This is a genomic window from Pseudomonas sp. BF-R-01 (assembly GCF_019946615.1).
Taxonomy (GTDB): domain Bacteria; phylum Pseudomonadota; class Gammaproteobacteria; order Pseudomonadales; family Pseudomonadaceae; genus Aquipseudomonas; species Aquipseudomonas migulae.
The window spans coordinates 1-25573 of record NZ_JAGYFX010000086.1 but is presented as its reverse complement, the minus strand read 5'-3'; the positions used below and the strand labels follow the sequence as shown (position 1 = coordinate 25573).

Here is a 25573-nt window from a genome sequence, read left to right as displayed (position 1 = left end):
ACCAAAGCCCACCCGCGCCCCGCCATGCGGTTTTAAATCTCGCCCTTCTCCACTTCGGGATGCTCACTGGAACCCGCACCGGTCTTGCGTTGCGGGTGTTCGATCTTCACCGAAGGGAATTGCGACGAGGCGTAACGCACCACCAGAATCGCAAACGCCAGCAGCAGAATCCCGCCGCACAGGTAAATGATGCCCAGGTCCGGCGGATTGTGGTGCGAGACGTTGGAGATCAACAACCGCGTCAGCGCGGTGATCGCCACGTAGATCAGGAAACGCACCGGCATGTGATTGGTCTTGAAGTAAATCCCGACCATCGCGCCCAGTTCGAGGTAGATGAACAGCAGCAAGATGTCGTCGATCTTGATGTGCCCCGCTTCGATCATCCCCAGAAACTCCATCACCGCCGCCCACGCGGTCACCGCACCGATGGCGAACAACGCCAGGTAGTGGAAGGTCTCGACGAACAGATTGCCCAGGGATTCGGCCAGTTGGTGCACGTTCTGCCGCAGGTTCTCGGCCCAGTTGATTTTCACGATGATTCTTCCTTAGCTCGGTTCGAGCGGATGATGCGGGTTGGACGTGACGGTTGTTCTGCATGCAGAAAAAAGGCCAGAGGCTGATGGTGAGATGGCGATAGGCTGCCAGTGGACACTTTTGTGGTGTCTGGACGGGCGCCTTCGCGGGCAAGTCGGACCGCCGCACCGCTCGCTCCTACAGGGCAATACCGGCCCGTAGGAGCGAGGCTTGCCCGCGAATGGAGCAACGCGGTCCACCTGACAAACGCTGATTTCGGTCTACATTAAAAAGCCACTACCCAAAGCGCAGGGATTCGCTTATCCTTTTCGCTGTATAAAAACACAGTGGTCGAAACAGACAACTATCGTGAAGGCATGTGAGGTGGTGAATGGCCGTCGAAGTGGTATACCGCAGCAGCCGAGATCTGGAGCGCTTGTTCATGGATAAAGCCGAAGCTGACCGTCATGACAAAATGCTCGAACTGGCCGAATTGCTGGCTGAAGTGTTGCAAAAAGCCGTTCCGTCCCTGACCGAGCAGCAAGTGGAAGAAGCCGGGATCTACATGGCGAAGAATCGCGATGTGTTCGCCAAGGCGTTCAAGAGTCAGCCGGACGCGTTGTCCGAGCTGTTGAGCGCGCCTGTTGAAGTCGCGGAACAGGTTGAAGTGACAGAAACAGCTGAGCCGACCAAGCCAGCCAAAGCCGCTAAAACGCCGAAGTAAGCAACAGCCGAATTGAACAGGCCCTGAGTCGAATGACTCAGGGCCTTTTTCATGCCTGCGAAAAACGCGGCTCAAACCGTTCGCGGCGTTCGCTCGTCTGCAGCTGTCGAGCTTCCACGTATTGACGCACCCCATGGCGACTGCGGAGAAAGTCCCTGGATGACGTAGAGATACGTTTCTTGCGCAGCGTAGTCGAGCACACTGATCAAACCGCCGACATAGCTACCGTTGTAAAGGAAACCATCAAAGTTATAGGTCACCGTGAAGGTGATCTGTGCCTCGGCACTTTTGCCCGAGGCCTCGATGATCGTGCCCGCCAACGTTGCTGGCGATACGGTGCTTCCCTCGTACGGGATCGGATCCTGGTAGAAATCCGGTAGCGCCAATGCGCCCGTCACCGAATCGGTGTCGAACGTCAACGTGCCGCTCTGCCAAACCTGCAACCCGTTCGGGTTGGCGCTCGCGTCGAACAGGCTGACGGAGAAGGTGTAAGAAGTGCTCATGATTTCACCCATGGCCGTTCAACGACGTTCAGCAGGTAGACCTCTTCACTGTCAGGCGCCAGTGAAAACAGGTAGCCATTGTTGAGGAAGTCCTCGTGATCGCTGACATCGATGGGCCAACCGGGGTACTGATTACCGTCGGCGTCCAGCACCCACATGAACTTGACGTTGTAGTCTGTCGGGGTGGCCGATTTGTAGACACCGCCGGCGACCTGCGTCCCGTCGTCAAACCGCGCCCATGCCATGACGACCGGCGAGCCAACACTGATTTCGTCGGGCACCGGGGTATTGCCCTGCATGATCAGCGTCCACGCCTCTTTGCCGCCTGCTGGAAGCATCATTCGCGCAACGTGTTGCGGCGTCGGCGATCCTGCTGCCTGTCCCGTAACGGCGCCCTGACCAACGCCCGTGCCCTGCGCGACATTGAGGGTATAACCAAACGTGTTTTCACCGGGTTGTTGCACCGGGCCGGTGATGGTGCAGATCAGGCCATTTTGCTGGGCGACCTCCACGTAGGGGTCCCAGGTACCGGGCGTCGATCCCGAATTGATAACGCAGTTGATGGCCGGGTTTTCAGACTGGTAGAGGGTGAAGAAGACGTTGCCGTCGTTGTCCCATAAACCGGTGCTCACCGGACCTGCGGTGCCGGGGGTGAAAATAGTGATCTGCCCGCCGTAATTGGCGCCGTTATCGTCGCTGACAAACGACACGCCAATATCAAGGCTGGAGTTGATCGTGAAATTGCAGGTGAGAGAAGAACTGGAAGACATGATTCGCTCCTTGAAATCACGAAAAAGCAGTGCGCCAGTCATGATTGCCCCAGACGCTGGCAGGCCCTCATCAACCGGGCGGGTGGCGTTGCGCCATCCCGCTTGCAGCGTAGTCAGGTCTTTAGAATTTGCCAGCGAAGTGAAGGGCGCGGCGAGCCTTTACCGGTACAAGACTTTCTCCGCCAACTCGTCTGCCACCCGGGCGGGGGAACGTTTCTCAGCCTGGGCATGGGCGAACACTTCGGTCAGCCGTGAGCTGATTTTCGACAAGTGCGCGGTGATGGTCGTCAGCTCTTCGCCACGGTGTTTGAGCGACACGTAGATCAGCCCGCCGGCATTGATCACATAATCCGGCGCATAAAGAATGCCTCGCCGTTCCAGTTGATCCGCGACATCCAGATGAGTCAGTTGGTTATTCGCCGAACCGGCCACCGCCGAGCATCGCAGTTGCGTGACGGTATTGCTGTTGAGCACGCCGCCGAGGCCGCACGGCGCGAGAATGTCGCAAGGCGTGCTGAGCAACGCCTCGTTGGCTATCGGGTGAGCACCGAGTTGCTCCATGGCCAGTTGCACCTTGCCGTGATCGATGTCGCTGACCAGCAGTTCGGCACCGGCAGCGTGTAACTGCTCGGCCAAGGCATAACCGACATTGCCCAGGCCTTGAATGGCCACGCGCAGGCCTTCGAGGTTGTCGCTGCCCAGGCGAGCCATGGCGGTGGCACGAATGCCGGTGAATACGCCCATCGCCGCGTGAGGCGCCGGGTCGCCCGCCGAAGTGGTGCTGGTGACGTGCTGGGTCTGTTGGGCGATGCAATCCATGTCCGCCACTGAGGTACCGCTGTCGATGGCCGTGATATAGCGCCCGTCGAGCTGATTGATGCAGCGCCCGAACGCTTCGAACAGCGCGGCGCGGTTTTCCACATGGACCGGTCGAACAATCACCGCCACGCCGCCACCCTGAGCCAGGCCGGCCAGTGCCGCCTTGTAACTCATGCCTTGAGCCAGACGAATGGCATCCTCGACCGCGGACTCGTCGCTTGGATAGGCAAGGTAACGACACCCGCCCAGGGCAGGCCCCAGACGGCTGTTATGAATAGCAATGACCGCCTTCAACCCGGTGACCGAGTCGACGCTCAGATGCAGCGATTCAAGGCGAGTGCTTTGCATGAGAGCGAACATCGTAGGGGCTCCCGAATCACTTCTTGTAGTCGCCAGTATAGGCTTGCGCCCAAAATTTGCAGAAGCGCACCGGAATAAGCGGCGCCGCCATTCAGGCTTTCGGGCATAACCTGCGCGGCACTGGACGAATGCCGCAGGGGAGGCTAAAACGAGGCATGTCCCGGAGATTTTGATGACGCCCCGCCAACGCTTTTTCGACTGCCTGCAACGATCACCGCCCGCGCTGTTCGAAGCGGCGCTGTGGATTGCCGTCGAGCACGATAAAGAGGTGGATCCGCAGGCGGTACTGGCAAATTTCAAGGACCTGCAACAACGCGTCAGTTACGGCTTGCCGATGTTGCCGGTGAGCGAGCTGGCCCAGCCGCTGTTGCGACGCCTGAATGATCTGGGATACGCCCAGGACGATTTCACGCCATTGCGACCGCAAGTGGCCTTGCTCGACAAAGTGCTGGAGCGCCGACGTGGCCAGCCATTGGCCCTGGGCCTGATTGCGCTGGAACTGGCCAGAGGCCTGGAAATCCCCTTGGTCGGGGTCAACTTCCCTGGGCATTTCCTGCTGCGGGTTCCGGGGGCCGATCACCTGCTGGACCCTTGCGGCGGTCGACGGTTGTACCCCAACGATTGCCGGGAACTGCTGCAACGCCAGTACGGCCCGAACATGAAACTCAGCGCCGAACATTTGCTGACGGCCGAGCCGGTGCAAATGCTCCAGCGGTTATCACGCAACCTGCGCCAGTTGCACCTTTCCCACGATGACTACATTGGCGCGTTGATCGACGCCGAACGCGTGCTGGAACTGGGCAACGCCAGTGCCTCCGATTACCTGGCCCGGGCCAGCCTTTACCAGCGGCTGGACTGCCCGAACGCCGAGCGTTTCGATCTGGAGCATGCGCTGCTGCTCAGCGACGACCCGATCCAGCGGATCCGCCTGACCGAACGACTCGGCCACCTGCCCCCCAACTCAATCGTCCACTGAACACCTGCAAGCGCCGGCTTGCTGGCGATTCAAACGCCGCGGTCCGTCAGGAACACCGCGTTATCGTTCATCGCCGGCAAGCCGGCTCCTACAAAAAACTGTGCGGCAATTGAACCTGTAGGAGCCAGCTTGCTGGCGATTCAAACGCCGCGGACCATCAGGAACACCGCGTTATCGTTCATCGCCGGCAAGCCGGCTCCTACAAAAAACTGCGCGGTATTTGACCCTGTAGGAGCTGGCTTGCTGGCGATTCAAACGCCGCGGTCAGTCAGGAACACCGCGTTATCGTTCTTCGCGAGCAAGCTTCGCTCCTACAGGGAATTGTGCGGTATTTGAACCTGTAGGAGCCGGCTTGCTGGCGATTGAGACGCCGCGGTCAGTCAGGAACACCGCGTCATCGTTCATCGCGAGCAAGCTTGCTCCTACAGGGGGCGGTGTGGTGTTTTCAAGGAGTGTCTGGCTGATTGGCCGGGTGCGCTTTCATGAACGCTGGATGCGTCGCGGCCAGCGTCTCCACTCGACGAATCCGTGGGTACGCCTCCAGCGAAATGTTGAAACGTTCAGCCGCGTACAGCTGCGGAATCAGGTACACATCCGCCAGCCCCGGTTCAGCGCCGAAGCAATAACCTTCATCACCAATCAACTGTTCCACCGTCGCCAGCCCTTGGCTGATCCAGTGCCCGATCCACTCGACCACCTGCGCTTCATCGTGGCCCAACTGCCGCAGCCTGTTGAGCACGCTGACGTTGTGCAGCGGATGCACGTCGCAGCCAATCACCGCCGCCACACCGCGCTCATGCGCGCGAGCGGCGAGGTCTTTGGACAGCAGCGGCACCTGTGGATAACGTTCCTCCAGGTACTCGATGATCGCCGGTGACTGAATCAGCAACTCGCCTTCGTCGGTGCGCAAGGCCGGCACCCGGCCTTGCGGATTGATCGCCAGGTACGGTGGCTGGCGATGCTCACCGCCCGGCGGCGCGATCAGGTTGATCGGCAGCGCCCGGTAATCCAGGCCCTTCAACGCCAATGCGATACGCACCCGGTAAGACGAGGTCGAACGGTAGTAGGTATAGAGTTCCATGACCCATTCCTCTTAACGCGCCGGCAGCACTTTGCCGCGGCATTCGCCGAAACCGATGGAGGCAAAACCGTCGCGGCTGCAACGGGCGCGCAGGATGATTTCGTCGCCGTCCTCAAGGAATTTACGCACTTCGCCGGAAGCCAGTTCGATCGGCTTCTTACCGCCCTCGGTGATTTCCAGCAGGCTGCCGAACTGACCGTTTTCCGGCCCCGACAAAGTGCCCGAACCAAACAGATCGCCGGCCTGCAACTGGCAGCCGTTGACGCTGTGGTGCGCGACCATTTGCGCCACGGTCCAGTACATGTGTCGGGTGTTGCTCAGGGTCAGGCGATGGGCCGGCAGGTTCTGCTCGCGCATGCCTTCGGTCAGCAGCAGCACTTCCAGTTCGATGTCGAAGGCACCCGCGGCCTGGTCACGTTTGTCGAACAGGTAAGGCAGCGGCTGCGGATCGCCTTCCGGACGCGCCGGTTGCGCACGACGGAACGGTTCCAGCGCCTCGGCCGTCACCACCCACGGCGAGATGCTGGTAATGAAACTCTTCGACAGGAACGGCCCCAGAGGCTGGTATTCCCACGCCTGGATATCCCGCGCCGACCAGTCGTTGAGCAGGCAGAAACCGGCGATGTGATCGGCGGCGTCGCCGATGGCAATCGAGTCGCCCATGTCGTTGCCCTGGCCGATCCAGATGCCCAGTTCCAGTTCGTAGTCCAGCCGTGCACACGGGCCGAAGGTCGGTTCGGTCTGACCGGCCGGCAGGGTCTGGCCTTTCGGACGGCGAACGTCGGTGCCGGACGGGCGAATGGTCGATGCGCGGCCGTGGTAACCGATCGGCACGTACTTGTAGTTCGGCAGCAGCGGGTTGTCGGGACGGAACAGTTTGCCGACGTTTTGCGCGTGCTCGATGCCGACGTAGAAGTCGGTGTAATCGTTGATTTTCGCCGGCAGGTGCATCTCGCAGTTCGCCGCCAGCGGCAGCAGTTTTGCACCTTGGGCTTCGATCTTGCCGTGCAGGGTGCTGCCTTCCTTGAACAGTTCGATCAAGCGCTCACGCAGGGCAACACGAGCCTCGCGGCCGAGTTCGAAAAACGCATTGAGCTGACCGCCACGGGTGGCTTCGACCGCCGCTTTTGCAGCACCGTCGAACAGGCCGGCGTCGAGTGCCGCTTGCAGATCAAAGATGTGTTCGCCAATCGCCACGCCACTGCGCGGCGCAGAACCCTTCACGCTGAACACGCCCAGCGGCAGGTTTTGCAACGGGAAGTCGACATGGCCGTTGGCGGAGGCAACCCAGCTACGAGTGATGGAAGTCTGAGTCATGGGTTATCTCCGGGTCGGGTCGAAAGTAGCGGGCAGCGTGGCCCAGCAGGCATCGTAATGGGGTTGCAGTTGTGGGCAGTCGAGGGCGAAGCGACTCGGGCGCAGCACCTGACTGGTCTCGAACATGAAGGCCATGGTGTTGTCGATTTTCGCTGGTGCGAGTTCTGCGTTGATTGCCTTGGTGCAGGTTTCGCCGTCCGGGCCGTGGGCGCTCATGCAACTGTGCAGCGACGCACCGCCGGGCACGAAGCCTTCGGCCTTGGCGTCGTACTCGCCCTTGATCAGGCCCATGAATTCGTTCATCAGGTTGCGGTGGAACCACGGTGGACGGAAGGTTTTTTCGGCGACCATCCAGCGTGGCGGGAAGATCACGAAGTCGAGATTGGCCAGGCCATGGACGCTGGTCGGCGAAGTCAGGACGGTGAAAATCGAAGGATCCGGATGATCGAAGCTGACCGTACCAATGGTGTTGAAACGGCGCAGGTCATATTTGTACGGCACGTTATTACCGTGCCAGGCGACCACGTTCAGCGGCGAATGATCAAGCTCGCAACCCCACAACTGGCCGAGGAATTTCTGCACCAGGGTGGTCGGCTGCTTGAGATTTTCGTAATGAGCGACCGGGGTCAGGAAGTCCCGTGGATTGGCCAGACCGTTGCTGCCAATCGGTCCGAGGTCCGGCAGGCGCAATGGCGCGCCGTGGTTTTCCGCAATGTAGCCACGCGCCTGCGGGTCGAGCAGTTCGACGCGAAATTTCAGACCGCGCGGCAGCACGGCGATTTCCAGCGGCTCGAGTTCCAGCACGCCCAGCTCGGTGGCAATGCGCAGGCGGCCCAGCTCCGGCACCAGCAGCAGTTCGCCATCCGCGTTGAAGAACACGCGCTCCATGGAGCGGTTGGCACGGTAATGGTAAATGCTGATTCCGGCCGGTTTTTCCGCCGCCGAATTGGCAACCATGCTCACCAGCCCGTCAATGAAATCGGTGGGCTCGGTCGGGATGTCCAACGGGTTCCAGCGCAGGCGATTGGGGGTCACTTCACCCAACGGTCCGCCGGCCAGTTGCCGATCCAGTTTGACGAACGCCGGGTGATTGGCCGACGGCTGAATGCGGTACATCCAGGTCCGCCGCGCTTCGGCGCGAACCATGGTGAACGCGGTGCCGGAGAACAGCTCAGTGTAGAGGCCGTATGGGGCTTTTTGCGGGGAGTTCTGGCCGACGGGCAGTGCGCCGGGCAACGCTTCACTGCTGAACTCATTGCCGAAACCGGACTGATAAGCCAGCGCGGGCGCCGTTGAATCGAGGTTCATGGAGCCTCCTGAACAGGGAGTAGGCAATGGCCTGTCGCTCTGTTGCAGAGGTCTCGGCACGCCTGGGTTATTTTTATCGTAATTCAATTACGCATAACGTAATTTGATTGGTATTGACCGTCAAGCTATAAAGACGCCCATTCGTCCCGGGATCAGACTGCCTCCATGGAAACGCCGCGCAACAACGACAAACAGAAAGTCCGCTCGGCCGAGGTCGGCACCGACATCCTCAAGGCACTGGCCGAGTTGTCGCCATCGACTTCACTGTCGCGCCTGGCCGAGCATGTGCAGATGCCGGCAAGCAAGGTTCACCGCTATCTACAGGCGTTGATCGCCAGCGGTTTTGCCGAACAGAACACCACCACCAACCATTACGGCCTGGGCCGCGAAGCGCTGCGCGTGGGGTTGGCCGCACTTAACAGTATGGACGTGCTGAAAGTCGCCGCCCTGCCCTTGGCCGAACTGCGCGATGAATTGAATGAAACGTGTTTTTTGGCGGTGTGGGGCAATCAGGGCGCAACCGTGGTGCATATCGAACCGGCGGTGCGCGCGGTGACCGTGGTGACGCAATTGGGCTCTGTGTTGCCGTTGCTCAGTTCATCTACGGGATTGGTGTTTGGCGCTTATCTGCCCAAGCGTGAAACGGTGGATTTGCGCGAGCAGGAAGTGCTTGCAAGCAATTCCCATACGTTGGCGGACGATCAGGCTTATGTGACCTTGTGTGAACAGATCCGCGAGCGCGGCCTGCACCATGTGCATGGTTTGTTGATGCCCGGCGTCGATGCGTTGTCGGCCCCGGTATTCAACGCGGTGGGAAATGTGGTGGCCGTCATGACCATCGTTGGCCCGGCGTCACTGTTTCACGCCGACGAAAACGGCCCGGCGGCGCAGCGATTGCTGGCGGCGACGCGGGCCGTTAGTTGGCGAATGGGATATGAGCCATCCGTTGTCACTGGTTAATTAAGCTGACAGGCTACTGTTGCGCTTAATTGCTTCTCGGTAGGACTCAACCACAATACGACCTGCAGTATTAAGATCAATGCTGTCCAAATAGGCAACGCGATCAGCTTTATCAAAAGTCCATCGCTTTGAAAAAATACCCGCGTATTCAGTATTGAACCTGGGCAACTCATCCGCCTGCACTTGTTCCATGATAGCCCAGCTCAAACTCTCGGAGTAATCAACCACCTGCTTTCCCTCGTCGTTGATCACTACCGAGTTCAGGTAAGTTTCATCAACATTAATGGTATACCCTAAAACACCGAACGCACCAGTCAACTTTTTACTTACTTCTTCCAGCAAATTATTACTCACAAATAGCATCCTTACTAATAATGGAAGTCGGCCAAAACACATTCAAAAAATATAAACACTGATTGACGGGCCGACGCCCACTTTATAAACAACCCAACTAATTTAGTACACCCCAAAACTTGTATGTAGACGTAAACACACCGAACACTTCAAACAACAATCCCCAGAACTTTGGCTTTGGCCACAGCCTGAGTCCTTCGCTCTACACCCAACTTCCCATTGATCCGCCGCGCATGGGTTTTAACGGTATGTAACGATATGAACAACTGATCAGCTATCTGTTGATTGGAGTTACCCAGGGCGACTAACTCAAGCACTTCTATTTCACGCTGACTCAAGCGGTTCTGGACCGAAGCCAGCGGTTCAGCAGGGTTACCCGACTCGGTACGCCCGATCGCCTCCGGCAAGCGTGGCTGGCGCAATTGCAGATCGCGCAGGGCCTGTTGAAGATTGCAGCGCTCGACCAGTGCCAAACCTTCCTGCATCGTCTGGCGGGCGACAGGCGTGTCGCCCGTCAGCCAGGCCACTTCTGCCAGCGCCAGGTGCAATTGCGCTTGCAGCCCCGCCATTCCCCGTTGGCGCGCCCAGTGCAACTGAGCCTCGAGCTGCACCAGAGGGTTTGGCGCCTGCCCTCGATACACTTCGGTCAGCACCAGCAGGTATTCAAGGCCGGGAATCAGCTCCAGCGTCGCCGGCGGCGCCTGACGAGCATGGACTCCGTGATAGTGACGCAGCACCCGGGTCAGGGCTTCATGGGCCAAATCCGGACGGCCCTGCTGCAACCAGAAATGGCAGCTGTATTGCAGCAGAACACTGCGGTAGACCGTGTCTGGAATCCGCCGCTGTTGCATCAATCGTTCGGCGTCACGCAGCAGGACAAAAGCCTGGGCGTAGTCCTGGCGATTGGCGGCCAATTGCGCGAGGCCGAGGAAACCGTAAAGCACGCGTTTGTCCTGGCTGCGCAGGCAGATTTGCAGGCCGCTCTCGAAGTACGCGGCCGCCTGCGTCTCTCGTCCCTGACACAGGCTCAAGCGTCCGCGCTGCAAGGCAATCCGCCCCAGCAGCGGTTGGGCCAGCGGTTGCTGCTGGACGAGCAATCCATGCATGTTGGCCAGCAGGGTTTCAGCCCGGCCGGACGCACCACGCTGCTCGAGCAATTGCGCATGATCGAGTTCCAGCAGCCCCTCGAACACCAGCGAACCTTGCGCTCGCGCCAGGCACAACGCCTCACGGTTGGTCGCCTGCGCCACGTCGAGCTCGCCCCTGAGCAAGGCTTGCTGGGTCAGCGCTGACAGGCACATCAGCCGAGCCGTCCAGAGCGAGGGGTCGAGTTCGTCGAGTGCCTCAAGCAAATGCGCGCGCGAAGGCTCCATGCGCCCCTGCAAATGCAGGAGCCAACCCTGCATCGCCTGCCAACGCGCCATCAGCTGCCGTTGATGCAACGCCGACGGCTGAGGGGCGAAGCGTGACAAATGCCCGATGCACTCACCCGCCTGCTCGAACCGCCCGGCAAACAGCAACGCCGCGGTGATCAACCCCACCAGTTGCGGCGAGCCAAGCATCAGCTCGTCGCCTTTGTGTTCATGCAGACGCAACAACAGCACCACGGTCTGCTCTTCGAACAGGTGCTCGAAACTGAAATGCTGCAACAGGCTGACCGCGACCTCGAACTCTTCGGCCAACAAGGCTTGTTCAAACGCAGCTTTCCAGTCCAGTTCGGCGGCGAACCACTGACAAGCGCGGCGATGCCAGGAACGTCCCGCCGGCCACTGCTCTTCGCGCATCAATTGCGTGAGGGGGGTGAAAATCTGCAGCCAGTCGGTCGAGTCCTGCCAGGGCTCGATGAAGCAGCCCAACGCCTGCAACGTGCTCAGGCATTGGGCGCCCTCGCCTGCACCGAACAGGTGGTCGCACAACCGCGCATTGAATCGCTGCAAATGGGCCAGCACCCGCCAGGCTTCTGCCAGCTCCGGGGTCAGCATGCCGAACAATTCGTGTTCGAGGTAATCGTGCAGGGTGTCCGGCCGACCGTGCAGCGACTCGTTGCGCGACCAGTCGCATTTTTGCAGCAGCGCTATCCGCACACCCGCGCACCAGCCACCGCTGAGTTCGATGATCCTGCCGGCACGTTTCGCCGCCTGCTCCGGCTCCAGGTGATGCAGCAGTCGGGCAATTTCCGTTTGAGTGAAGGCCAGCGTGGCGCGCTCGCAGTCGTACAGCTCATCGGCGAGCAACAAGCGTGGCCAATTGCATTGCGGGCGGCGGCGACCACTGAGCCACCAGGTAATCATCGGACTGCTGATAGCCAGCAACCGGTCGAGCAGCAGGTCCAGCTCCGGGTTGGGCGTGCGGCAATAGTCATCGAGGCACAGCCAGGTCGGCGTCTGCCATTGAGCCAGCGATGACAGCAATGCGGATTCGTCCGCCGCGACCAATCCCAACGCGTGGGCCAGCCACTGCCGAAAATCGGCAGCCTCCATCGGCGCCCCCGCCAACGGCAACCAACAGACCCGGCACTGCTCGGGCGCCTGCAACAGGCATTCGATCAGCAGCGCACTCTTGCCACTGCCCGCCGGCGCACAGAGCAATTTCACGCGTGCGGTCGAGGCCAGTAACGGCTCGATCAGCCGCTCGCGAGACTGGTGATGGGAAGACAAACGGGGCAGAAGTCCAGGACGGTCCAGACACGGGGTCATGGCGGTCATAGTGGTGCGCCTTTTTATAATTGTGGCGCCACCCTAGCCCTCTCTACACGGCTTGTTGAAGAAGTATTCAACACACTTATCGACACCTATAAAAAAGGTGACCGCAAAGTCACCTTTTTCTGTAGAGCCTGTAGGAATGATTACCTCACCCCTGTACTCCGCAGCGCTGCTGGCGTGTAGTCACCTGCTTTGGCATCGATGCCGAATTCGAAGCTGTGCTTCTCCTCGTTCTTCATCCCCAGTGCGATGTAGCGACCGGCGATCAAGTCGTACAGCGCTTCAACGGTGTAGGCCGGCACCTGGTGATCGTAGTAGAACTGGGCATGACCTTCGGCCACACGCCACAGCTGACCGCGACCGTCATAGTGATCGGCCAGTGCCACCTGCCAGCTGTCTTCGTCGATGTACATGTGACGCTTGGCGTACACGTGCCGTTCGTTGGGTTTGACCGTGGCGACAACCTCCCAGACCCGGTGCAACTCGTAGCGTGTGAGGTCCTGATTGATATGCCCGGCCTTGATCACATCGGTGTACTTGAGGTTGGGCGAGTCGAGCTTGTAGCTGTTGTAAGGGATGTACATTTCCTTCTTGCCGATCAGCTTCCAGTCATAGCGATCCGGTGCGCCGGAAAACATGTCGAAGTTGTCGGTGGTGCGCAACCCGTCGGACGAGGTGCCGACGCCGTCATAGGCCACCTGCGGCGCACGCCGCACGCGACGCTGACCGGCGTTGTAGATCCAGGCCTTGCGCGGTTCCTTGACCTGGTCGAGGGTCTCGTGAACCAGCAACACGTTGCCGGCCAACCGCGCCGGCGCCGTGACTTCCTGCTTGAAGTAGCTGAGCACGTTGTCGTCGCTGCCGGGTTTCAAGTCCCCCAGCAGCGAAGGCACGGCGACTTCATCCTTGAAGCGGATCACCGTGAAATCGCCATTGGACTGCGGCGTGGCCTGGGTGATGGTGCGACGCAAATTGCCGCCGTGATAACGGGTGACGTGGTTCCAGATCACCTCAACGCCGTTCTTCGGAATCGGAAATGCGTAGTAGCGATTGCCAGTGAAATTGGCCAGGCCATTGCCGTCGTTGATCGGCGTTACATTCAGCGCGCTGCGCTTGGCCGACTCGTAGATGTCCGCTGGCAAGGCCACTGTACGGTGGGTCGGATAGACCGGGATCTTGTAGGTCTCCGGGTAGCGTTTGAACATCGCGATCTGGCCGTCGGAGAGCTTGTCCTTGTACTTGTCGACGGTTGCCGCCGTGATGGTAAACAGCGGTTTTTCATTGGCGAACGGGTCGGCAAGGAACCCTTTGCTGTCCACCGCGCCCGCGTTTTTCGGGATGCCGCCGGTCCAGGCCGGAATCGAGCCATCGGCATTACCCGCCTTCTCGGCACCCAACGGCGTCAGGCTGGTACCGAGTTTGTTGGCTTCGTCCGGCGACACCGCAGCCATTACATCGACGGCCAACAGGCTCAGGGCCAGAACGCTGCATTGCAGAATCATTTTGCGCATTGAAATCATCCTTCTCAGCCAGATCAGAAGTTCACGCCAAAGCTCAGCGCCAGGAAGTCGCGATCTTCCAGGGTGTTGTAGTCACCGCCGAAGAAATCGGTGTAACTCAAGCTCGCGGTGTAGGTGTTGCGATAGTCCGCATCGACGCCGACGCTGATGGCCTTGGCGCCTTCGTTGAACAGCCCGTTGGGGCCATAACCGGCGACGTCATGGGACCACGACAGGTTGGGTTTGAAATTGATCCCGGCGATGACGTTGTTGTAATCAAGGATCGCGCGGGCGCGGTAGCCCCAGGATGTCGAGGTGACGAAACCGTCGGTATCACCGCGGAAACCGTACTGTCCGTAGACCGAGTCGCGGCCGTAACGCAGCTTGCTTTTGTCTTCCAGCCCGCCAACGTGAACAACGGCCGCCTCACCCACCAGGGTCAAACGGTCCGCGCCGGCGATCTGATCGATGAAGTGCGTCAGGGTGCTCTGGATCTGCGTCACTTCCTTGCGGCGATAGCCTTTGTTGTCCGCGCCTGGCCGGGTGGCGATTGGTGAAGCAGCGCCGCCGGCAATCGGGTTGAGCAAGGCCAGTGTCAGGTCGGTGCTGTTGACCTGCACCGGTGCGTTGGGGCGATAGCTGATCTCGCCGGTCCATGCGGTGCCGGTCGGCAAGGTGGTGGAGAAACTCGCGCCGTAGAGGCGGATGTCTTCCGGGTATTCGAGATAGTACTGACCGCGACCGAGCATCACGCTCTGGGCCAAGGCCGAACCAGTGCCGGGTGCGATGGCGTTCGCGGTAGAAACGATGGCCGGTATCCGTGCCAGCGTCCCCGCCCCGGCGGTGGTGGTGCCAACGTTCGGTGTGCGGCTGTGGTAGTTCATGAAGTACAGGCCGTACTCGGTGTCATCACCCAGCCAGCGCAACGCCGTGCCCCATTGCCCGGAGTCGCGGGCGTCGCGGTCGCCGCCACGGGGCACGATCACCCCTTCCTTGCCGACCTGGAAGCCTTGGCCAAAGGCGGCAGCGATCGGTTGCAACGGTGCAATCGCCGGACTGGCGACCGTGTATCCCGTGTTGCAGCCGTCCGCCGCCACGTCCCCGCCGAAGAAGGTGCCGCAGTTGTCGAGAACGGTCTGGTCCCACTCCAGTTGATAGAAACCTTCCACGGTAAGTTTGTCGGTCAGGCCCTGAGAGGCGAACAGCATGTTCACCGGAATCAGGCCTTCCTTGATTTCTGCGCCAGGACGGCGGAACGCTGAAACGTCGACCGGGTTGATGCTGTTGATCGAGTTGCCGATGAAGGTACTTTCGCCCCAACTGACCACCTGTTTACCCGCGCGCAGGGTGCCCGGCAGATCGGCGATGGAATAGTTGTGATAGACGAACGCATCGAGGATCTGCGCGCCGGCAGACTTGGAACCCTCTTTGCGATTGTGATCGCTGATCGGCTTGAACTCGCGGTCTTCGTCCTTCAGTTCGAAGTCGTACCAATACTTGCCACGGACGAACATGCCGGTGTCGCCGTACTTCAGTTCGAGGTCGTGAATACCCTTGAAGATCTTGGAGTAGGTTTCGCCCTTCTTGAAGTTCAGACGCCCGTCGTCACCGGTCGACGCCTGGCCGGTCCCGCCGTTGACGATGCCCACCAGCGATTTATCGGCATCGCGCATGCCCCAACTCGCGCCGACGGACAGCGAGGAGTCGAATGTCCCCTCGATTTCGCCAATGTTGAATGAAACGGCCTGCGCCTGGGCACAGCAACCCAAGGCAACCGCAGCGGCCAGCGCCTGCGGCGTGAAGATGGCGCGCATTGTTGTTTTTGTCATGCGTCTTCCCCGGTGAGTGACAGAAGGCCACACCCTACTGCCGCAGGTCGGGAGCGATAAGCGCACCAAGGAGGTATTCGTTGTGTAGCTCTAAAGGATGAATGGCCTTGCGGCGCGGGGAGTTGCGCGAGGTATGGATGAAGTGGATGGAGGTTCATCAGCCGGATGCATGAGCGCGAGACTGTTGCCCAGGCTGCAATACTGCATGTCTGGAATCGCTATTTTTCCTTTGGACTCAAGCGCTTATTCTTGTCGGGCTTTCACGGCAAACGGCCTGACAGCACACAGCGATGGCCTGCGGTCAGTCCGCGCCATTGGCGACAGATTTCAGATGTGTCGAAGGTTTCGACTCATCGCCCCGTGTTCACTGACGTTGATTTGTAGCTCCTTGATCCAACGTCTTACTTTGGCCGCTGCGTTTGCAGCGGCCTTTTTTATGGGCGATGGTTTTGCGCGGAGGCAGGACTCAGGCGAGCCCTGCGCGAGGCGAAGGAATCAGAGGGAATACTTCTGCAAATTGCCCATCATTTCCTTCAGCGCCTCGATGTTGTCCTTTGGATGCGCTGCGCCTTCGAAGTCGCAGATCTGCTGCCAGTGCGCCGCCACATCTTCCGGTGAAAACCCGACCCGTGGATCGAACCCGGCGCCGAGGCTGCGCTCCCAACGCACCTTGCCCATCCAGCCGCCACCGACTTCAAACAGCCCCGAGGTTTCCTGGCAGTTTTCGCTGGCAAGGTACACCACCAGCGGGCTGACCAGTTCCGGTTTGAGTTGTTCGAACACTTGCGGCGGGATCAGGCCTTCGGTCATGCGGGTGCCGCCGGTAGGGGCGATGGCGTTGACCAGGATGTTGTTTTTGCGGCCTTCGATGGCCAGGGTGCGGGTCAGGCCGTAGAGGCCGAGCTTGGCCATGCCGTAGTTGGACTGGCCGAAGTTGCCGTAGATGCCCGAGGTGGATGCGGTGAAGATCACGCGACCATAATTTTGCTCGCGCATATGAGGCCAGGCGGCGCGGGTGACTTTGTAGGCGCCTTCGACGTGGACGCGATAGACCAGGTCCCAATCGGCATCGTCCATTTTGTGGAAAGTCTTGTCCCGCAGGATCCCGGCGTTGTTGACCACTACGTCGACCCGGCCGAAAACGTCGAGGGCGTTCTGGACGATTTTGTCGCCGTCGGTGACGGAGTCATAGTTGGCCTCGGCAGTGCCGCCGGCCTCACGGATTTCCGCGACTACGCGGTCTGCTGCCGAAGCGTTTGCACCTTCACCTTGCGCCGAGCCACCGAGATCGTTGACCAGCACCCTGGCGCCCTGTTTCGCGAACAACAGCGCATGAGCGCGGCCCAGGCCACCACCGGCTCCGGTGATGATCACGACTTTATCTTCGAAGCGCACAGGCTCATTCATTAGGGGGGACTCCAGCAGGCCGAGGGACAATAAGTCCGAGTCTCAGGCAAGGCGCTGCCGGTCACAATGAACACGGGGTAGGCTGAATGGTGCTCGATAAGGCGGGGGGATGATGAGCGCGTGGACCGAGTCACGGCCCATCGCCAGCAAGCCGGCTCCTACAGGACCGGGGTGCCCCAAACTCATCAAACACCACAAAAACACTGTAGGAGCCGGCTTGCTGGCGATGGCAATCCGACAGACACCACAACCCTCAAGAACGCATTCGCCGGCAAGAATTGGGATGAACACCACCTCACCAAACACACAAAACCTGTAGGAGCCGGCTTGCCGGCGATGGCGATCCAACAGGCACCACAACCCTCAAGGACGCATTCGCCGGCAAGGTTGCTGCGATGTTTACGAACAGGCCACTTTCAGCGGCATTGAAATCAGCCGGTCGCGAAACGCCAGATAATGCTTGAGCACCTGAGCCGGTGCTTCGGTTTGCGGGTAATGGCCGATGCCGGGCAGCAGGACCGTGTCCGGGTTCGGGATCAGCTCCCGATAGCGTTCGACCATGTGCCCGCCGGAAATCGGATCGACCTCGCCATCGATCACCCGCAACGGCACTTCGCCGCGCTGCATGGCACTCACCCAACGCTCGCGCTGAACCCGACGTTCGGGGATGTAGGCAATCAGCTTGTGCATGATCCGTGGCCCGTGATTGCTGTCGATCAGGCTCCAGAAATCATCCATCTCACTCTCGGTAGGACGGCTCTGCGGTCCGAAGATATGGCGAAAACTCTTCACCAGCGCATCACGGGAAAACGCGCGGCCGATCATCCAGCCCAACGGGCTGAGCAACAGTTTTTGCATCAGCACCGGGCGATGGGTTTCAGGAAACAGCCCCCCATTGAGGAACACGCAACTGGCGAGGTGAATGCGTTCCTCGTAATGCCGGGCCAACAGTTCCTGAGCCACGCTGTCGCCATAATCGTGGGCAAGCACGTGCACCGGTTGCTCGACGTTCAAATGTTCCAGCAACGCCTGTTGCAGATCGGCCTGCTCCAAGAGGCTGTATTCATGATCCACCGGTTTGGCTGAATCGCCGAAACCGAGCATGTCGCAGGCAATCACCCGATAACGCTGGGCCAGCGGCTGCCACAGGTAGTGCCAGTCCCAACTGGCGGTCGGGAAGCCATGAATGAGCAACAGCGGCTCACCCTGCCCCGCCGTCCAGTAACGTACCGTCTGATCACGAAAGTCGAACGTCTGGCTGCGCTTGCGCCAGACACACAGGGGGATCTCGGCGAGAGGCATCAGAGTTTATATCCCGCGTCTTGTTTATCGAGTTTGCGCAGCAGCGCCGGCCAGGCCAGTGCGCCGCCCATCCCTTGTGCACTTTTGGTGACGCCGGCGATCATCGCCTTGGCGCCCGCCAGAATCTGCGGTTCGATGGCGATGAGTTCCGCACCACCGTTCTGCGCCAGCACCTGGATATCGCAGGCGCGCTGGAAGGTGAACATCATCAGGAACGTGTCGGCGATGGTGCCGCCGCAGGTCAGCAGCCCATGGTTGTGCAGCATCAGGAAATTGTTTTCACCGAGGTCGGCCTGCAGCCGTGCCTTCTCTTCGTGGTTCAGCGCAACGCCTTCATAGGCGTGATACGCCAGGCTCGACAGAACAAACAGCGACTGTTGGCTGATCGGCAAAACGCCTTGCTTCTGCGCCGACACCGCAACGCCGGCCGCCGTGTGCGTGTGCAATACACAGACGACATCGTGCCGCACTTCGTGCACGGCGCTGTGGATGGTGTAGCCCGCCGGGTTGATCTCGTAAGGGCTGTCCATCAGCTTGTTGCCGGCCTGATCGACTTTGACCAGGCTCGAAGCGGTAATTTCGTGGAACATCAACCCGAACGGGTTGATCAGGAAATCTTCAGTGCCTGGCACCTTGGCGGAGATGTGCGTGAAGATCAGATCATCCCAGCCATGCAGGGCGACCAGACGATAACAGGCGGCCAGATCGACGCGGGTCTGCCACTCGGCGGCACTGACCTGGTCTTTGACACTGTGGGGCGATTGGACGGGGGCTACGCTCACGACAAGGAACTCCTGTTCTTATTGTTTTGCTCACGTTTAGCAGTCTAGTCAGCCCCCGGGGTTCATGTAGTTGCATTGGCAGCCAGCTTGATGACCTAGCGAGTCACTGCGCCAGACAGCTTGGATCCATGTCAAAGTACCGCCGCCAACAAGGGGGCCGCGAACCGATTCCGCAGCCCCGAATCGGCACAATCCTGGCTCGCCTTGCTGCGCGAATGGCCAGTCAGCCCCGCAGAGCGGTGACGAGTTCCGCCAGCCAGGGTTCGGCATCGGTTTCCGGGGTGACGCTTTCGCTGGCATCCAGGCGCAGCATCGGCAGCACTTCGCGGATGCCCAGTTCGCCGAACAGCTCGCGCATCAGCTCACCGCCGCCGCAGAACGTATCGCCGTAGCTCGCATCGCCCAGGCCGATCACCGCGCCCGGCAAACCACGCCAGGCGGCCGGCAATTGGTCACGAATGGCGAAATACAACGGTTGCAGGTTGTCCGGCAGTTCGCCCATGCCCGTGGTCGAAGTCACTGCCAGAAAGGCTTGCGGGCCAAACGCCTGAACATCGGCAAGGCTAGCGCGCGGGTTGTGAAAGGTTTCGAAGCCCGCGGTTTTCAAAATATTCGCAGCGTGGCGAGCGACTTCTTCAGCCGTGCCGTACACCGAGCCCGAAAAGATGGCGACTTTCATCAATCTGATCCTGAAGCTGAGTAAAAAGATGAGGGATATTAACAGCCACAGCAAAAAAGCTGCGATTAGCTCTCATTAAGCATTGAAGGCCGCTAGAGTTCTTTTAGAATGCTGCGCTCAATCAATCTGGAAAGGATTCTCCGATGATCAACGCACAACTGCTGCAAATGGTGATTGACGCGTCCAACGACGGCATCGTGATTGCCGAAAAAGAAGGTGAACACGACAACATCCTGATTTACGTCAACCCGGCGTTCGAACGGTTGACCGGTTACACCAGCGAAGAAATCCTCTACCAGGATTGCCGCTTTCTGCAATCAGGTGACCGCGACCAGGAAGCGCTGCCCTTGATTCGCAATGCGTTGAGCAGTGGCGGCTCCTGCCGGGAAATCCTGCGCAACTACCGCAAGGACGGCACGCCCTTCTGGAATGAGCTGTCGCTTTCTACGGTGAAAAACCCGAGTGACGGTCAGACGTATTTTGTCGGCGTGCAAAAGGACGTCACCGTGCAGGTCAAGGCGCAGCAGCGGGTAGCGCAGCTTGAAGCGCAAGTGGCAGAGCTTCAGGCCGAGCTCGCCGCGCTCAAACCGACGAACGGCGCAAACAAAACCGAGAATTGATTGTCATTAACTACAATCACCGATGACTTTGTTACTTTTCCTTTCGAGCCCATCATGCAGCGCGACGCACTCCTGACCCAGGATGAGCTGGATTTTATCCAGACCATGCAACACAACCCGCAACTCAATGTGCGGGATGCGACGTCGAGTCTGCTTGTAAATGGTGGTTCGCAAATCCGTGACCTGCTCACGCGCCTTGCTGCTCATGAGCAAGTCACGATCCAGGCCAACTTCGAAAATCAGCAAATGACCTTCCCGCTGCACCTGGTGGAAGACGAATTTCACGCGCTGCATTTACGCCTCGGCGTCCCCAGCATTTATGAAGACGGACCGTTGGTCCGGCCATGGCGCCTGCTCCTCGAAGAACCGGTCGCCCTGGAAAATGCCGCCGGCCATCCCGGCACGATGTGGGTGCATGAAGTGTCGTTCAAAGGGGTTTTGCTGGAAGTTCGCAACAAGACCAAACCGCCCAAGCATTTCGCGTTGTGGTTCAGCCCGTCAGGCTATGAACGTATCGCGTTGCGCGGCACCTTCGAGAGAGAAACCGAGAACGGCTTCTTTGCCTATCAGTTGAGTCAGAGCGACAAGGATGAAACCGAGCGCCTTCGCCAGTACATCCTTCAGCAGCATCGACTGACCCACCCGACCCTGCATCTGTGATTCAGGTATCCAGGTTGCCTGCCAGGAACTGTTTCAGGCGCTGACGCATCACCACTCCTTCGTTACCCAGGCAGCCGATGGACGATCCGTCCAGGCTCTCCTGCGACAGTTCCGACGCGTCACCGGCCAGCATCAACTGGCAATCCAGGCTCATCGCCAGACGATTCAAACGTCGCGGCAAATCACTGGTCGGCGCGTGATTGGAAAACAGCACCAACGCCTGGGGCTTGACCCTTTCGCAGACCAGCGCCAGTTCATCAAAGGGCTGACCAACCGCCAGCAATTGAATGGCCGAATCGACACTGCTCAAAAACAACGCCGTGACCAACAGTTCGAGTTCACGACATTGATCGTTCAGGGGACAGACAATCACGCGCCGTGGCTGCATGACGCGCACCAGCAGCAGCCGCTGTAATACCCGGGAACGCAAAAAACCGTCCAGGAATAGCCACTCGCTGGCCTGGCCGAACACTTCCTGACGTTGCAGGAATTGCTTCCAGAGTGGCATCAGAATGTCCTGAAACGCCACGGTCAGGGGGTAACTGGAAAAGATCTGCCCATAGACCTGCTCCAGTTGCACCTCATCGAACACGCTCACCGCCGCTTTGACTTGTTCCTGCCACTGCGCGTAGTCAGCCTGCACCAGTTCGTTGGGAATGATATGCGACAACGCTTGAAGCGGGGCAGTCTTGGCCAGTATCTTGCCGACCTTGCTGACGGCGACGCCACGTTCGATCCAGCCCAGGATGCTGCGGACCCGCTCGATATCGGTCATTGCGTACAAGCGATGCCCGCTTTCGGTGCGCATTGGCTGAATCAGACCATAACGTCGCTCCCACGCCCGCAAGGTGACCGGATTGACGCCCGTCAGCCGTGACACTTCACGGATCGGAAACAGTTCTTCCTTTTCTATGGAAAGAGCACGCGGCAAACCAGCGACATCTTCAGTCAAGACAGGCATAGGGCAATCAACGTCCGCGCATAAATTGGATCCCATTCTACCTCTCTTGTCCCATCACCATTCAATACATTGATGAACGACGATTGTCGCTGCCATAACCTGTAGAATCCGGACTAATCCTTGCTTGTTCCGAGACGCAGCCCATCACCCCGGCGCTGCGCCTGGCGAAACTCCTATCCGGAGTAACGCAATTGTCATACGGAGATACATAATGTCTACCTCCCCCGTCACGCTGATGGTTGCGCGCCGCGTCGCCGATGGGCGTTATCAGGACCTGATGACCTGGTTGCGCGAAGGCGAACAACTGGCCACCGACTTCCAGGGTTATCTCGGCTCAGGCGTGCTCGCCCCGCCGCCCGACGATGACGAATTCCAGATCATTTTCCGCTTCGCCAACGCGCAGACCATGCACGCCTGGGAGCATTCAGCCTCGCGTACCGCCTGGCTCGCGCGCGGCAGCGACTTGTTTGCACATAAGACGGAACATCGCGTGAGCGGCATCGAAGGCTGGTTCGGTGCTGCCGGCGCACGTCCGCCTCGCTGGAAACAGGCAGTGGCAATCTGGTTGGCGTTCTTCCCGGTATCGTTGTTGTTCAACTTCGTACTGGGGCCGTTGCTCGGCGAAATGAGCCTGTTGCCTCGGGTGTTCATCAGCACACTGTGTCTGACGCCGTTGATGGTCTACCTCTTTATTCCGCTGTCGACCCGTTTGTTGGCAGGTTGGCTGCAAAGTACACCGCAACGACGGTTGCCCGCCGAGCCGTCCTCCCAAAATCACTGAGCCCTTGTAGGAGCGAGGCTTGCCCGCGAAAGCGATGTACCGTTCAACATATTTTGTCGACTGTTACACCGCTTTCGCGGGCAAGTCGGATCGCCGCGCCGCACGCTCCTACAAAAGCCACCTCACGGCTCGTCGCTGGTATAGTTTTGCTCTTACCGCGACGCGAGCCGTTCATGACCTCTTCATCCGCCCCGATCCTCATCACCGGTGCCGGCCAGCGTGTCGGCCTGCACTGCGCGCAGCGATTGCTCGAAGACGGCCATGCGCTGATCTTCAGCTATCGCACTGAACGCCCAGGCGTACAGGCATTGCGCGATCTGGGGGCAACGGCAATCCTCGCCGACTTTTCCAGCGAGGGCGGGATTCTCGCCTTCATCAGCGAACTGAAAACCCACACCGACTGCCTGCGGGCGATCATCCACAACGCATCCGAATGGCTGACCGAAACGCCGGACACCGACGCCGCAGCGTTTACCCGCATGTTCAGCGTGCACATGCTGGCGCCCTACCTGATCAACCTGCACTGTGCCGACTTGTTGCAACGCTCGACCCCGGCGGACATCGTGCACATCAGCGATGACGTCACGCGCAAGGGCAGCAGCAAGCACATCGGCTACTGCGCCAGCAAAGCCGGGCTCGACAGCCTGACCCTGTCCTTCGCGGCGAAGTACGCGCCTGACATCAAGGTCAACGGCATCGCCCCTGCCCTGCTACTGTTCAACCCTGACGACGACGCGGCGTACCGCGCCAAGGCTCTGGCCAAATCCGCATTGGGTATCGAACCCGGTAGCGACGTGATCTACCAAAGCCTGCGTTATTTGCTCGACAACCCTTATGTCACCGGCACGACCCTGACCGTCAACGGCGGGCGGCACCTCAAGTAAGTTGCCCCGCGAGGATATTTCATGACGTTATCCCGGCCCCAGAACGCCCTGTCCCAGAACTACCGCGAGATCCTCATCGGTCTCGGTGAAAATCCCGACCGCGAAGGCCTGCTCGATACCCCGGCGCGCGCAGCCAAAGCCATGCAGTACCTGTGTCATGGTTACGAGCAATGTGTCGAAGAAATCGTCAACGGCGCGTTGTTCGCCTCCGACAACGATGAAATGATCATTGTCGACAACATCGAGCTGTACTCACTCTGTGAACATCACCTGCTGCCCTTCATCGGCAAGGCGCATGTGGCTTATATTCCAACGGGTAAAGTGCTGGGCCTGTCGAAGATTGCACGGCTGGTGGACATGTTTGCCCGTCGCCTGCAGATCCAGGAAAACCTCACCCGGCAGATCGCCGACGCGGTGCAACAAGTGACCGGTGCCGCCGGTGTCGCGGTGGTCATCGAGGCACAGCACATGTGCATGATGATGCGCGGCGTCGAGAAACAGAATTCGACCATGAACACCTCGGTGATGCTCGGCGCCTTCCGCGAGTCGAGCAACACCCGTCAGGAGTTCCTGCAATTGATTGGACGGAGCAAGTAGCAATGCCACAACTTCAACCAGGAATGGCACGCATCCGGGTCAAGGACCTGTGCCTGCGGACGTTCATCGGGATCAACGAGGATGAAATCCTCAACAAGCAGGACGTGCTGATCAACCTGACGATCCTGTATGCAGCCCAGGAAGCGGTGCGTGACAACGACATCGATCACGCGCTGAATTACCGGACCATCACCAAAGCGATCATCGCTCACGTGGAAGGCAATCGCTTTGCCCTGCTCGAACGCCTGACCCAGGAAATTCTCGATCTGGTCATGGCCAATGAGTCGGTGCTGTACGCCGAAGTCGAAGTCGACAAGCCCCACGCCCTGCGTTTCGCCGAGTCAGTGTCGATCACCCTGGCCGCGAGCCGCTGACCGCGTCTGGCGCATTGCTCGCCAGACTTTTATTATCTCGCGCACGACTGAGTAACACAGAGCCCATCATGACTGACCAACAACGCCTCGAACTTGAAGCCGCCGCCTTCCGCCGGCTGGTCGCGCACCTGGACAGCCGCAAGGATGTGCAGAACATCGACCTGATGAACCTCTCGGGTTTCTGCCGCAACTGCCTGTCCAAATGGTACAAGGCCGCGGCTGACGAACGTCAGATCGAGGTCAGCCTCGACGACGCCCGTGAAGTCGTCTACGGCATGCCGTACGCCGAGTGGAAAGCCCAATATCAGCAAGAAGCCAGCGCCGAGCAACAAGCAGCGTTCGCCAAAGGAAAACCCAATGAGTGATTTGAACACCCTGCGCGCCAGCCTCAAGAGCGGCGAACACGTTTTTGCCGACACCCTGGCCTTCATCGCCGCCGGTTATGACTACCAGCCACAGGCGTTCAACAACGGCGGCGTGGAAAACGCCGCCGGGCAAAACGAAGGTTCGTGCAAGACCCTGGGTCTGGCGCTGCTGGAAGGGTTGAGCGATGAAGAAGCGCTGTTGGCATTCGGCGAGCATTACCGCTCCGTCGTGGCCACCCCCGAAGGCAGCGATCACGGCAACATCCGCGCGTTGATTGCCCATGGCCTGGCCGGTGTGAAGTTCACCCAGCAACCCCTGACCCGCCGCTGATTTCTGACTGACACCGCCCCTGTAGGAGCCGGCTTGCCGGCGATGGGTCCCTCGAGTCGTGTATCGCCTTCGAAGACGCCATCGCCGGCAAGCCGGCTCCTACAGGGTTTCGTGT

The 25573-nt window shown here is 59.6% G+C and carries 26 protein-coding genes and 1 pseudogene; 11 read left to right on the top strand and 16 right to left on the bottom strand.

The features are described from left to right. Positions 1-32: 32 nt before the first annotated feature. Positions 33-533: a phosphate-starvation-inducible protein PsiE gene (locus KGB27_RS24230; protein ID WP_008025322.1), complete on the bottom strand. Its 501-nt coding sequence runs from the start codon at positions 531-533 to the stop codon at positions 33-35. A 371-nt stretch (positions 534-904) separates the two neighbouring features. On the opposite strand from KGB27_RS24230, the pseudogene KGB27_RS24225 reads away from it, so the two are divergent. Further along, positions 905-1144, top strand: a pseudogene (locus KGB27_RS24225) (YebG family protein); the annotation flags it as partial. A gap of 164 nt (positions 1145-1308) precedes the next feature. Here the strand turns inward: KGB27_RS24225 and KGB27_RS24220 are convergent. The 3 genes from KGB27_RS24220 to KGB27_RS24210 form a co-directional block, all read right to left on the bottom strand. Next, positions 1309-1740: a hypothetical protein gene (locus tag KGB27_RS24220; protein WP_223434769.1), complete on the bottom strand. Its 432-nt coding sequence runs from the start codon at positions 1738-1740 to the stop codon at positions 1309-1311. After that, positions 1737-2552 carry a hypothetical protein gene (locus KGB27_RS24215; RefSeq protein ID WP_223556598.1) on the bottom strand — a complete coding sequence of 272 codons (816 nt, stop codon included), beginning with the start codon at positions 2550-2552 and terminating at the stop codon, positions 1737-1739. The genes KGB27_RS24220 and KGB27_RS24215 overlap by 4 nt, the downstream gene beginning before the upstream one ends. Before the next feature lie 117 nt (positions 2553-2669). Further along, positions 2670-3689, bottom strand: a complete 1020-nt coding sequence (locus tag KGB27_RS24210; protein WP_008025318.1) for a Glu/Leu/Phe/Val dehydrogenase family protein — start codon at positions 3687-3689, stop codon at positions 2670-2672. Between the two features lie 172 nt (positions 3690-3861). Here KGB27_RS24210 and KGB27_RS24205 point away from each other — a divergent pair, with 172 nt between their 5' ends. Next, positions 3862-4665 (top strand): SirB1 family protein, encoded by an 804-nt coding sequence (locus KGB27_RS24205; RefSeq protein ID WP_008025317.1) that lies wholly within the window; start codon positions 3862-3864, stop codon positions 4663-4665. 445 nt (positions 4666-5110) lie between these two features. On the opposite strand, the gene maiA is transcribed toward KGB27_RS24205, so the two are convergent. The 3 genes from maiA to hmgA are packed head-to-tail and all read right to left on the bottom strand — an operon-like array spanning position 5111 to position 8371. Further along, positions 5111-5746, bottom strand: a complete 636-nt coding sequence (maiA, locus tag KGB27_RS24200) for a maleylacetoacetate isomerase (protein ID WP_223556597.1) — start codon at positions 5744-5746, stop codon at positions 5111-5113. A gap of 12 nt (positions 5747-5758) precedes the next feature. Beyond that, positions 5759-7063 carry a fumarylacetoacetase gene (fahA, locus tag KGB27_RS24195; RefSeq protein WP_008027000.1) on the bottom strand — a complete coding sequence of 435 codons (1305 nt, stop codon included), beginning with the start codon at positions 7061-7063 and terminating at the stop codon, positions 5759-5761. Between the two features lie 3 nt (positions 7064-7066). After that, positions 7067-8371 (bottom strand): homogentisate 1,2-dioxygenase, encoded by a 1305-nt coding sequence (hmgA, locus tag KGB27_RS24190; RefSeq protein WP_008026999.1) that lies wholly within the window; start codon positions 8369-8371, stop codon positions 7067-7069. Between the two features lie 165 nt (positions 8372-8536). Between hmgA and KGB27_RS24185 the strand changes: the two genes are divergently transcribed. Beyond that, positions 8537-9331: an IclR family transcriptional regulator gene (locus tag KGB27_RS24185; RefSeq protein ID WP_223556596.1), complete on the top strand. Its 795-nt coding sequence runs from the start codon at positions 8537-8539 to the stop codon at positions 9329-9331. On the opposite strand, the gene KGB27_RS24180 is transcribed toward KGB27_RS24185, so the two are convergent. From KGB27_RS24180 to KGB27_RS24145, 8 genes are all read right to left on the bottom strand, one after another. Then, complete coding sequence (locus KGB27_RS24180; protein ID WP_223556595.1) at positions 9332-9694, bottom strand: hypothetical protein; 363 nt, start codon at positions 9692-9694, stop codon at positions 9332-9334. Positions 9695-9834: 140 nt separating this feature from the next. After that, a complete protein-coding gene (locus KGB27_RS24175; RefSeq protein WP_223556594.1) occupies positions 9835-12390 on the bottom strand; it encodes a LuxR C-terminal-related transcriptional regulator in 2556 nt (851 codons plus the stop codon). Positions 12391-12530: 140 nt separating this feature from the next. Beyond that, positions 12531-13898 (bottom strand): DUF1329 domain-containing protein, encoded by a 1368-nt coding sequence (locus tag KGB27_RS24170; protein WP_223450720.1) that lies wholly within the window; start codon positions 13896-13898, stop codon positions 12531-12533. Between the two features lie 23 nt (positions 13899-13921). Continuing rightward, complete coding sequence (locus KGB27_RS24165) at positions 13922-15715, bottom strand: DUF1302 domain-containing protein (RefSeq protein WP_223556593.1); 1794 nt, start codon at positions 15713-15715, stop codon at positions 13922-13924. A 495-nt stretch (positions 15716-16210) separates the two neighbouring features. Next, entirely contained in the window at positions 16211-17122 is a 912-nt protein-coding gene (locus tag KGB27_RS24160; RefSeq protein WP_223556591.1) for an SDR family oxidoreductase, read from the bottom strand. 399 nt (positions 17123-17521) lie between these two features. Then, the gene (locus KGB27_RS24155; RefSeq protein WP_223556589.1) at positions 17522-18424 is read right to left on the bottom strand and encodes an alpha/beta fold hydrolase; all 903 of its coding nucleotides are present in this window, start codon (positions 18422-18424) and stop codon (positions 17522-17524) included. Beyond that, a complete protein-coding gene (locus KGB27_RS24150; protein ID WP_207285263.1) occupies positions 18424-19206 on the bottom strand; it encodes a class II aldolase/adducin family protein in 783 nt (260 codons plus the stop codon). The genes KGB27_RS24155 and KGB27_RS24150 overlap by 1 nt, the downstream gene beginning before the upstream one ends. A gap of 223 nt (positions 19207-19429) precedes the next feature. Next, complete coding sequence (locus tag KGB27_RS24145; RefSeq protein WP_008026983.1) at positions 19430-19885, bottom strand: flavodoxin; 456 nt, start codon at positions 19883-19885, stop codon at positions 19430-19432. 143 nt (positions 19886-20028) lie between these two features. On the opposite strand from KGB27_RS24145, the gene KGB27_RS24140 reads away from it, so the two are divergent. Together KGB27_RS24140 and KGB27_RS24135 are read left to right on the top strand one after the other, a co-directional pair. Further along, positions 20029-20505 (top strand): PAS domain-containing protein, encoded by a 477-nt coding sequence (locus tag KGB27_RS24140; RefSeq protein ID WP_008037334.1) that lies wholly within the window; start codon positions 20029-20031, stop codon positions 20503-20505. 54 nt (positions 20506-20559) lie between these two features. Next, positions 20560-21165, top strand: coding sequence for a hypothetical protein (locus KGB27_RS24135; protein WP_192227748.1), 606 nt, complete (start codon positions 20560-20562; stop codon positions 21163-21165). Position 21166: 1 nt separating this feature from the next. Here KGB27_RS24135 and KGB27_RS24130 read toward each other — a convergent pair whose 3' ends face one another. After that, positions 21167-22126, bottom strand: a complete 960-nt coding sequence (locus tag KGB27_RS24130; RefSeq protein ID WP_223434778.1) for a MerR family transcriptional regulator — start codon at positions 22124-22126, stop codon at positions 21167-21169. Positions 22127-22337: 211 nt separating this feature from the next. Here KGB27_RS24130 and KGB27_RS24125 point away from each other — a divergent pair, with 211 nt between their 5' ends. The 6 genes from KGB27_RS24125 (at position 22338) to KGB27_RS24100 (ending at position 25458) form a co-directional block, all read left to right on the top strand. Continuing rightward, positions 22338-22907 (top strand): antibiotic biosynthesis monooxygenase, encoded by a 570-nt coding sequence (locus KGB27_RS24125; protein ID WP_223556587.1) that lies wholly within the window; start codon positions 22338-22340, stop codon positions 22905-22907. 173 nt (positions 22908-23080) lie between these two features. Continuing rightward, a complete protein-coding gene (gene folM, locus KGB27_RS24120) occupies positions 23081-23791 on the top strand; it encodes a dihydromonapterin reductase (protein ID WP_223556585.1) in 711 nt (236 codons plus the stop codon). A gap of 21 nt (positions 23792-23812) precedes the next feature. After that, complete coding sequence (gene folE / locus KGB27_RS24115) at positions 23813-24388, top strand: GTP cyclohydrolase I FolE (RefSeq protein WP_008026971.1); 576 nt, start codon at positions 23813-23815, stop codon at positions 24386-24388. Positions 24389-24390: 2 nt separating this feature from the next. Beyond that, entirely contained in the window at positions 24391-24762 is a 372-nt protein-coding gene (gene folX / locus KGB27_RS24110; protein ID WP_008026970.1) for a dihydroneopterin triphosphate 2'-epimerase, read from the top strand. A gap of 68 nt (positions 24763-24830) precedes the next feature. Next, positions 24831-25127 carry a DUF1244 domain-containing protein gene (locus tag KGB27_RS24105; RefSeq protein ID WP_008026968.1) on the top strand — a complete coding sequence of 99 codons (297 nt, stop codon included), beginning with the start codon at positions 24831-24833 and terminating at the stop codon, positions 25125-25127. Continuing rightward, positions 25120-25458 carry a HopJ type III effector protein gene (locus KGB27_RS24100; protein ID WP_008037347.1) on the top strand — a complete coding sequence of 113 codons (339 nt, stop codon included), beginning with the start codon at positions 25120-25122 and terminating at the stop codon, positions 25456-25458. Before KGB27_RS24105 ends, KGB27_RS24100 begins: the two co-directional genes overlap by 8 nt. Positions 25459-25573: the final 115 nt, after the last annotated feature.